This window comes from Kitasatospora sp. NPDC059571 (assembly GCF_042735675.1).
Classification (GTDB): domain Bacteria; phylum Actinomycetota; class Actinomycetes; order Streptomycetales; family Streptomycetaceae; genus Kitasatospora.
Genome location: NZ_JBHWBW010000121.1, coordinates 1 through 9,287 on the forward strand (window position 1 = coordinate 1; position 9,287 = coordinate 9,287).

Annotated in this window: 8 protein-coding genes; 5 read left to right on the forward strand and 3 right to left on the reverse strand. The window is 75.2% G+C overall.

Annotated features, from left to right (window positions below; genetic code table 11):
• Both ACFV0G_RS16245 and ACFV0G_RS16250 read left to right on the forward strand, forming a co-directional pair.
• On the forward strand, nt 1–349 hold a 349-nt coding region (locus tag ACFV0G_RS16245; protein WP_380547135.1), incomplete at its 5' end, for a PfkB family carbohydrate kinase.
• A 94-nt stretch (nt 350–443) separates the two neighbouring features.
• Nucleotides 444–2,519: a fructose-specific PTS transporter subunit EIIC gene (locus ACFV0G_RS16250; RefSeq protein ID WP_380547137.1), complete on the forward strand. Its 2,076-nt coding sequence runs from the start codon at nt 444–446 to the stop codon at nt 2,517–2,519.
• 59 nt (nt 2,520–2,578) lie between these two features.
• Here the strand turns inward: ACFV0G_RS16250 and ACFV0G_RS16255 are convergent, their stop codons facing one another.
• Entirely contained in the window at nt 2,579–3,184 is a 606-nt protein-coding gene (locus ACFV0G_RS16255; protein ID WP_380547139.1) for a TetR/AcrR family transcriptional regulator, read from the reverse strand.
• A 117-nt stretch (nt 3,185–3,301) separates the two neighbouring features.
• Between ACFV0G_RS16255 and ACFV0G_RS16260 the strand changes: the two genes are divergently transcribed.
• Together ACFV0G_RS16260 and ACFV0G_RS16265 are read left to right on the forward strand one after the other, a co-directional pair.
• Entirely contained in the window at nt 3,302–4,753 is a 1,452-nt protein-coding gene (locus tag ACFV0G_RS16260; RefSeq protein WP_380547142.1) for an APC family permease, read from the forward strand.
• A 34-nt stretch (nt 4,754–4,787) separates the two neighbouring features.
• On the forward strand, nt 4,788–6,395 hold the full coding sequence (locus tag ACFV0G_RS16265) for an amidohydrolase (RefSeq protein ID WP_380547144.1): 1,608 nt from the start codon (nt 4,788–4,790) through the stop codon (nt 6,393–6,395).
• A gap of 27 nt (nt 6,396–6,422) precedes the next feature.
• Here the strand turns inward: ACFV0G_RS16265 and ACFV0G_RS16270 are convergent, their stop codons facing one another.
• Complete coding sequence (locus tag ACFV0G_RS16270) at nt 6,423–7,172, reverse strand: pyridoxal 5'-phosphate synthase (protein WP_380547147.1); 750 nt, start codon at nt 7,170–7,172, stop codon at nt 6,423–6,425.
• A gap of 38 nt (nt 7,173–7,210) precedes the next feature.
• Entirely contained in the window at nt 7,211–8,617 is a 1,407-nt protein-coding gene (locus tag ACFV0G_RS16275) for a glutamate decarboxylase (protein ID WP_380547149.1), read from the reverse strand.
• Between the two features lie 159 nt (nt 8,618–8,776).
• On the opposite strand from ACFV0G_RS16275, the gene ACFV0G_RS16280 reads away from it, so the two are divergent.
• Nucleotides 8,777–9,205 (forward strand): hypothetical protein, encoded by a 429-nt coding sequence (locus ACFV0G_RS16280; RefSeq protein WP_380547151.1) that lies wholly within the window; start codon nt 8,777–8,779, stop codon nt 9,203–9,205.
• The last annotated feature ends 82 nt before the right edge of the window (nt 9,206–9,287 follow it).

Genomic DNA, 9,287 nt, shown 5'->3' on the forward strand with positions numbered 1-9,287 from the left:
CACGCTCGGGGACGGGCTCAGGGCGGCGCGGCAGCTGCGCCGGCTCGGCGCCCAGCAGGTCCTGGCCAGCCTCGGCGCGGACGGCATGCTGCTGGTCGCCGACGACGGCGTCTGGTACGGGACGGCGCCGGCGGCGGTGGTCCGCAGCGACGTCGGCGCCGGCGACGCCTCCCTGGCCGGGTTCCTCGGCGCGGGCGGCACCGGCCCCAAGGCGCTGGCCTCGGCGCTGGCGCACGGCGCCGCCGCCGTCCAGCTGCCGGGCAGTGCGATGCCCGCCCCGGCCGACCTGGACCCGACCGCGGTGGAGATCACCGCCGACCTGCCCGAGGAGCTGCCGCTGGGCCGCTGACCGCGCCCGGCCGGACGGCGGCCGGAGAAGGAACCCGGGGGCAACGGGAACCGACCACGCACCATTGACGCACCACAGGTGAAGGACCGACACGATGAGCGACAACGGCAGACTGATCACACCTGCGCTCGTGGATCTCTACCTCGCCCCCGACGACAAGGCCGAGGCCGTCCGCGCCCTGGCCCAGCGGCTGGCCGCCGAGGACCGGGTCACCGACCTCGACGGCTTCCTCGCCGACGTCGCGGCCCGGGAGGCGCAGGCGCCGACCGGCCTCGGCGACGGGATCGGCATCCCGCACTGCCGATCGGCCCACGTCACCCGGCCGAGCCTGGCCTTCGGCCGCAGCTCGCGCGGCATCGACTTCGAGGCGCCCGACGGCCGGCCGGCCGACCTGGTCTTCCTGATCGCCGCCCCGGACGGCGCGGACGACGACCACCTGCGGATCCTCTCCTCGCTGGCCGGGCGCCTGATGGACCCGGCCTTCACCGGCGCGCTGCGCTCGGCGACCGACCCCGGCTCGGTGGCCGCCCTGGTCAACGGCGAGGAGCCGGCCGAACCGGCGGCCCCGGCCGCCCAACCCGCCGAGCCGGAGGCCGTCCCGGCCGCCCGGACCGCCGGGGACGCCGCCCCCGCACCGGGCCCGTCGGCCGAGCGGCCCGCACCGGCCGGCCTGCGGCTGGTCGCGGTCACCTCCTGCCCGACCGGGATCGCCCACACCTACCTGGCCGCCCGGGCCCTGGAGCAGGCGGCGGCCCGGGCGGGCGCCGAGATCCAGGTGGAGACACAGGGTTCGGCGGGCTCCACCCCGCTCGACCCGGCGGTGATCGAGGCGGCCGACGCGGTGATCCTGGCGCACGACGTGGAGGTGCGCGACCGGGCCCGGTTCGCGGGCAAGCCGCTCGTCGACGTGGGGGTCAAGGCCGGTGTGAACCGCGCCGACGAGCTGGTCGCCCGGGCCGCCGCGCTGGCCGCGGCGCAGCCGGTGCGGGCCGGCACGGGGGGCTCCGCACCGGCGGCGGTACCCGCCGCCCCGGCCGGGGAGCACTGGGCCCGGCGGCTGCGCCAGTACCTGATGACCGGCGTCAGCCACATGATCCCGTTCGTGGCGGCGGGCGGTCTGCTGATCGCCCTGGGCTTCGCGATCGGCGGCTACACGATCTCCTCCGCGCCGTCGGTGGTCGGCCACTTCGACTGGGCGTCCGCGCAGAGCTGGGCGGCGCTGCTGTTCCAGGCGGGCGCGGCGGCGTTCGGCTTCCTGGTGCCGGTGCTGTCCGGCTACATCGCCTACGCGATCGCCGACCGGGCCGCGCTGGCGGCGGGCATCGTCGGCGGCGCGATCTCGGTGACGGTCGGGGCGGGCTTCCTCGGCGGCATCGTCTCGGGCCTGCTGGCGGGCTTCCTGGTCCGCTGGATGGTGCGGTGGCGGGTGCCGGGGGCGATCGCGGGCATCATGCCCGTGGTGGTGATCCCGCTGGTGTCGGTGGCGGCGGTCGGCTTCGCGATGTTCGTGGTGCTCGGTTCGCCGATCGCCTCGGCGATGCACGGTCTCACCGACTGGCTGAACGGGCTGTCCGGTACGAACGCGGTCCTGCTCGGCCTGCTGCTCGGCGCGATGATGGCGTTCGACATGGGCGGCCCGCTGAACAAGGTGGCGTACACCTTCGCGGCCGGTGCGCTGACCACCGCCGGGGCCGTCCCGGACGCGGGCAGCCTGAAGGTGATGGCGGCGGTGATGGCGGCGGGCATGACGCCGCCGCTGGGCCTGGCGCTGGCGACGGCGGTGCGCGGCCGGCTGTTCACCCGCGAGGAGCGGGAGAACGGCAAGGCGGCCTGGGTGCTCGGGGCGTCCTTCATCACCGAGGGCGCGATCCCGTTCGCGGCCGCCGACCCGCTGCGGGTGATCCCGGCTGGCATCGCCGGGAGCATGGCCGCGGGCGGCCTGACGATGGCCTTCGGCTCGACCCTGCGGGCCCCGCACGGCGGGATCTGGGTGCTGCCGCTGATCGGCAGCCCGGTGCTCTACGTGGTCGCGATCGCCACGGGCACCGTGGTCACCGCGGGCCTGGTGATCCTGCTCAAGGGGATGCGCCGCACGGCGCCGGCCGAGGCGCCCGCGGTGGCCGCGGCCGAGGCCGGATCCGCCCGGATCGCGGTGCGCAGCGCGGCCTGACACCGCGTCACCGATCCCCAGGGGTGCGGCCGCCGGCGGGCGGTCGCACCCCTGGTGCGTCAGGCCGGCAGCAGGCCCCGGCAGTGGGCGACGAAGCCGGCCAGCGCCAGCTCGAACGCGGCGTCGGCGCGCGGCACCGGGCTGGCGGCGAGGGCGGCGGCGAGCAGCGGGGTGGCCTCCTCGTCGGCCACCTCCCACATGGTCTCGGGCGCCGCCAGGTCGAGGGCGGAGCCGAGCACCGTGTTCTCCAGTCCGGTGAGCACCGGCATGACGTCCGGGAGGGCGAACCCGGCCTCGACCAGCATGCCGACGGCCTGCTCGTAGGCGGTCAACACGCGCGGCTCCCGGACGGGTGACGTGGTGAGCAGCGGGATGGTCCGCGGGTGCGCGGCGAAGGCGGCGCGGTAGGAGCGGGCCCAGGCGGTGAGGGCCTCGTCCCAGGGCCGCAGGTCCAGGGCTGCGGCGTCGATGGCGGCGACGACGCGTTCGCGGAGCAGCTCGACGACGCCGCCGCGGCCCTCCACGTGGTGGTAGACGGAGGCGGTCTGGACGCCGAGCCGCTTGGCGATCTGCGGCACGCTGAAGTCGCCGTGCTCGTCCACCAGCGCCAGTGCGGTGGCGCCGATGCGTTCCTTGTCCAGCAGGGCCTTGCTCGGCCGCCCCATGTCCGACTCCCGGCTCGAAGGTCTTCCCAGATGCTACGACCGCGGTCTACAGTGCCGAAACCGAAAGCCTTTAGGTTTACGTCGGGCCCCATTCCGCGCCGTTCGAAGGGCACCCCCATGTCCCTGACCTCCCAGGCCTCCCCGCCGCAGACCCCCACGCTGAGAGCGGGCAGCCTCGGCACCGGCGACATCACGTTCTTCGTGGTCTCCGCCGCCGCACCGCTCACCGTGATGGCCGGCGTCGCCCCGTTCGCGCTGGCCATCGGGGGCATCGGCGCCCCGGTCGCCTACCTCGCGGCCGGCGCCGTGCTGGCCGTCTTCGCGATCGGCTTCACCACCATGGGCCGGCACGTCGCCAACGGCGGCGCCTTCTACGCCTACGTCACCCGCGGCCTCGGCCGGCCCGCCGGGATCGGCGCCGCCGTCCTCGCCCTGCTCGCCTACAACGGCCTGCAGATCGGCATGTACGGACTGATCGCCACCAGCACCCGGGACACCCTGCACGCGCTGTTCGGCTGGGACGTGCCCTGGCAGCCGATCGCCCTGTTCTCCGTGCTGGTCGTCTGGTTCGCCGGGTACCGCTCGATCGACTTCGGCGCCAAGGTGCTCGGCGTCCTGCTCGTCGCCGAGACCGGCATCCTGGTCCTGCTGGCCGGCGGCGTCCTGCTGCGCGGCGGCGCGCACGGCCTGCACCTGGACTCCTTCGCCCCGCAGCACGCCTGGACGCCGGGCACCGGCGCCGTGCTGGCCTTCGCCTTCGCCGCCTTCTGCGGCTTCGAGTCGACCGCCATCTACCGCGCCGAGGCCCGCGATCCGCGGCGCACCATCCCGCGCGCCACCTACCTCGCGGTGGGCTTCCTCGGCCTGTTCTACGCCTTCATGGTGTGGACGGTCGTCCAGGCCTTCGGAGCCGAGGAGGTGCTGGACGCGGTCGCCGCCGACCCGTCCGGGCTGTTCTTCGCCGCCACCACCGAGTACGTCGGCAGCTGGGCCGCCGACGCGATGCACGTCCTCATCGTCACCAGCGTCTTCGCCTCGCTGCTCGCCTTCCACAACGCGATCACCCGCTACGGCCACGCGCTCGCCGGCGAGGGCGTGCTGCCCGCCGCACTCGGCCGGGTCCACCCGCGGCACCGCTCCCCGTACGTCGCGGGCGCCGCGCAGACCGTGCTCGCGGTCGTCGTGGTGGCCGGCTTCGCACTGGCCGGCGCCGACCCGTACGCCCAGCTGCTGCTCTGGGTGAACAGCCCCGGCCTGCTCGGCATCGTGCTGCTCCAGGCGCTCACCGCGATCGCCGTGCCGGTGTTCTTCCGCCGGATCCGGCACACCGAGGGCGCGCTGCGCACGGTGGCCGCCCCCGTCGCCGCCGCCGCCCTGCTGCTCGGCGCCCTCTACCTGCTGGTGGACAAGATCGAGTTCCTGACCGCCGCCTCCACCGGCGTGAACCTGCTGCTCGTCCTGCTGGTCCCGGCCGTCTTCGCCGGCGGCCTGCTGATCGCCGCCCGGCTGCGCCGCACCCGCCCCGAGGTGTACGCCCGGTTCGCCGCCGAGACCGACACCGCCGACTGACCCCCTGGGCCGACCGACCCCTCTGGAGAGACCCGTGGCCACCGCCGACACCCTCGTCACCGGCGCCCTCGTCCGCACCCTCGACCCCGCCCGCCCGCTCGCCTCCGCGCTGGCCGTCACCGACGGCGTGATCACCGCCGTCGGCGAGGAGCAGGAGCTGAAGGAGCTGCGCGGCCCGTCCACCGCCGTCCACCACCTCGCCGGCGCCACCGTCACGCCCGGACTCACCGACGGGCACACCCACCCGCTGATGGGCGTCGACCTCGCCACCGGCCTCGACCTCTCGGGCTGCCGCGACCTGGCCGCGCTGCGCGCCGTCCTCGCCGAGGCCGCCCGGACCGCCCCGCGCGGCGGCTGGGTCACCGGCTGGAACCTCGACCACAACACCTTCGGCGACCACCCGATCGACCGCAGCGCGATCGACGACGTGCTCGGCGGCGTCCCGGCCTTCCTGCGGCTGTACGACGCCCACTCCGCGCTGGTCAGCGGCGCCGCGCTGGCGATCGCCGGGATCGACGGACCGCGCCGCTTCGCCCAGCGCGCCGAGGTGGTCTGCGACGCCGACGGGCGCCCGACCGGCCATCTGGTCGAGCACGCCGCGATCGACCTGGTCGTGCCGTACGTCCCGGCCCCACCCGCCGCCGAGCGCCGCTCCCGGCTGCTCGACCTGCTGCGCGGCATGGCCGCCACCGGCCTCACCACCGGCCACGTGATGGATCTGCAGAGCCCCGACGCACTGGAGCTGCTGGCCGGCGCCGAGGACGGGGCCGACCTGCCGGTGCGGCTGCTCATCCACCCCTGGTGCATGCCCGGCGACGGCGACGAGGGCGTCGACCGGCTGGTCGCGCTCCAGGGGCGGGCCGGCCGCGGCTGGCGGGTGGCGGGCGTGAAGTTCTTCATCGACGGCACGGTCGAGGGCGGCACCGCCTGGCTGGAGCACCCCGACTGCCACGGCCAGGGCACCGAGGCGTTCTGGCCCGACCCGGCCGAGTACGCCCGGGCGCTGCACCGCCTGGACGCGGCCGGGGTGGCCACCGCCACCCACGCGATCGGCGACGCGGGCGTACGGCACGTGCTGGACACCGTGGAGGCGCTGGGCGTCCGGCGGGCCCGGCACCGGATCGAGCACATCGAGACCGTGCCGGACGCCCAGCTGCCGCGGTTCGCCGCGCTCGGCGTCGCCGCCTCCATGCAGCCGGGCCACTGCGCCTACACCCGGGCCGACCACGGCGACGCCTGGTCCCGGCGGCTCGGCCCGGAGCGCGCCGACCGGGCCTGGCGCTGCCGTGACCTCCGGGACGCCGGTGCCACCCTGGTGCTCGGCTCGGACTGGCCGATCTCCGGCTACGACGCGCGCGCGGTGCTCGCCGCGGCCCGGCTGCGCCGGCCGGCCCGCGCACCGGAGGTCGCCCCCGTCCGCCCGGAGCAGGCGCTGACCGCCCTGATGGCCCTGGAGGGGTGCACCACGCACGCCGCACGCGCGGCCGGCGAGGAGGCCGTGGCGGGCCGGATCGCGGTCGGGATGCGGGCCGACCTCACGGCCTTCGCCCTGGACCCGCTGGCGGCGCCCGCCGACGAGGTGGCCGCGGCCCCGATCCGCCTCACCATGACCGGCGGCCGGGTGGTGCACCGCGAGGAGTAGCCCCTCGGGGCCGCTCGGGGCGGCCCGTCAGGGCCAGAGCAGGGTGTGGGTCCACGCGGCCCGGCCGGTGCCCAGCCCGGTGCGGGTGTACCGCAGCCGGACGTGGCGGCGGCTCGGGTCGCCCTGCCAGAACTCCACCTCGTGGGCGTGCAGCACGTACACGGTGTGCCCGTCGGCCACCAGCTGCGGGTCGGCGTCCAGCAGCAGCTGCGCCTCGTCGGCCGCCAGGTCGTAGGCGGCGAGCGAGCCGAGCGGCTCGCTCTGCCGGCCGACCAGGGAGGCGACCCGGGCCCCGGGCGAGCGGTGCCGGAACTCGTCCGCACTGACCGCCTGCGGCGCCGCCTCGACCGCGCCGCGGACCCGGACCTGGCGTCCGAGCGCGGGCCAGTAGACGCTGAGCGCGGCCATCGGGCTGAGCGCGAGCTGGCGGCCCTTGGGGCTGGCGGCGTCGGCGGCGAACACCCAGGCCGCCTCGGCCGCGTCCACGTCGCGCAGCACCAGCACCCGGGCGTCCGGCACGCCGTCCGCGTCGACCGTGGAGAGCGTCATCACCTGTGCGTCCGGTACGCCCGCCTCGACCGCCTGGACGAGCCAGTCCACGAAGAGCGGGCCGGGCTCGGCCGAGGCGGTGTCCGGGTCGAAGACCGGCAGCTCGCGGGCCATCGGCGGACGGTCGCGGAGCATCTCGCCGACCGCGCTGGGGCGGTAGGCGGTCGCCCGGTGCCCGTCCGTCCCGTACCCGTGCCCGGACTGCGCGCCGGTCGGCTGCTGTGTCACGACTCGCCTCCTGCTCCTCGCCCCTCCCCCCACCGTACTCAGTGGTGGAAGGCGCTGCGGGCCTCGATGCCCTGCTCGCTCATCGGCGCGCGCTGCTGCCGCAGCTCCGGCAGCAGCCGTCCGAGGTCGGCGAGCAGCAGGTCGGCGAGGTCCTGCGAGAAGCCGTTGCGGCAGACGATCCGCAGCACCGCAAGGTCCGTGCGGTTCTCCGGGAAGGTGTACGCGGGCACCAGCCAGCCGCGTTCGCGCAGCCGCCGCGAGAGGTCGAAGACGTCCCATCCGGTCTCGTCGGGTCCGGTGGTGAAGGCGAAGACCGGCAGCTGGTCGCCGCGGGTCAGCATGTGGAAGGCGCCGAGCGCCTCGATTCCGTCGGCGAGTCGCACGGCGACGTCCCGGCACGCCTGCTGGACGGCGCGGAAGCCGTCGTGGCCGAGCCGCAGGAAGGTGTAGTACTGCGCGACGACCTCGGCGCCGGGCCGGGAGAAGTTCAGCGCGAAGGTCGGCATGTCGCCGCCGAGGTAGTTGACGTGGAAGACCAGTTCGTCGGGCAGGGCGGCCTTGTCCCGCCAGAGCGCCCATCCGACGCCCGGGTACACCAGTCCGTACTTGTGGCCGGAGGTGTTGATCGAGGCGACCCGCGGCTGGCGGAAGTCCCAGGGCAGATCGGGGTCGAGGAAGGGCGCGATCATGCCGCCCGAGGCACCGTCCACGTGCACCGGGATGTCCAGGCCGGTGCGGTCGCGCAGTCCGTCCAGCGCCGCACAGATCTCGGCGACGGGCTCGTAGGACCCGTCGAAGGTGGAGCCGAGCACCGCGACCACCCCGATGGTGTTCTCGTCGCAGAGCTCCAGCACCTGGTCCGGGGTCAGGTGGTAGCTGTCGCCCTCCATCGGCGCGAGCCGCGGCTCGACCTCCCAGAAGGTGCAGAACTTCTCCCAGCACACCTGCACGTTGATGCCGGTCACCAGGTTCGGGCGGGCGCCGGCGGCGTACCGCTCCGGGTTGGCCTTCATCCAGCGCCGCTTGAGCGCCATCCCGGCCAGCATGCACGCCTCGCTGGAGCCGGTGGTCGAGCAGCCCACCGCGGTCGACGGGTCGGGCGCGTGCCAGAGGTCGGCGAGCATGGCCACGCAGCGGCGCTCCAGCTCCGCGGTCTGCGGGTACTCGTCCTTGTCGATCATGTTCTTGTCGAGGCACTCGGCCATCAGCACGCGGGCCTGCGGCTCCATCCAGGTGGTGACGAAGGTCGCCAGGTTGAGCCGGGCGTTGCCGTCCAGCATCAGCTCGTCATGGATGAGCTGATAGGCCGCGTGCGGGGTCATCGGGCCGTCGGGCAGCCGGTGCGCCGGGGGCGCGACCGCCATGGCGCCGACCGGGTCGGCCTCGTTGAGCAGCGGGTTGACGGCGATCCGGCGATCGTCGTCCCGTCCCTGGTGGAGGGGCATCTGAGACTCCGGGGGTTCGGTGGTCGTCCGTTCACCACATTCGCACTGCCCGGACGATGCCGCATCCGGCCACCCGGACGGCCGATCAGCGGTTGGCGGGCGAAGCACGCCCGACGGAGCGTGTGAGGCACCTGCGTCCGCCTCCGAAGGGAGCGCACCTTGACTTCCACGCCCACCTCCCCGGGACCCCGGCCGGTCGGCAGCGTCCCGCAGCGCAACAGCGGCTGGGTCTCCGGCCTGGTGCTGTTCGCCGGCGTGGTCATGCTGGTCAACGGCCTGCTCGACCTCTTCCAGGGCATCGTCGCCGTCGCCCGGGACCAACTGATCGTCTCCACGCCGAACTACGTCTTCCGCTTCGACCTGACCTCGTGGGGCTGGATCCACATCGTGCTGGGCATCGTGCTCGCACTCATCGGCACGTTCGTGCTGCGCGGCATGGCCTGGGCGCGCTGGGCCGGCATCGCGGTCGCCTCGCTCAGTGCGATCTTCAGCTTCCTGTGGCTGCCGTACTACCCGGTCTGGGCGCTGGTCGTGATCGCCCTGGACATCTTCGTGATCTGGGCGCTGGCGGTGTACCGGCAGGACTGACCGTCACCGGCCCGGGGGGGGGGGGCCGCCCCCCCCCGGGGGCGGGCGCCCCGCCCCGCCCGGCCGGCGGGGGGCACCCCCC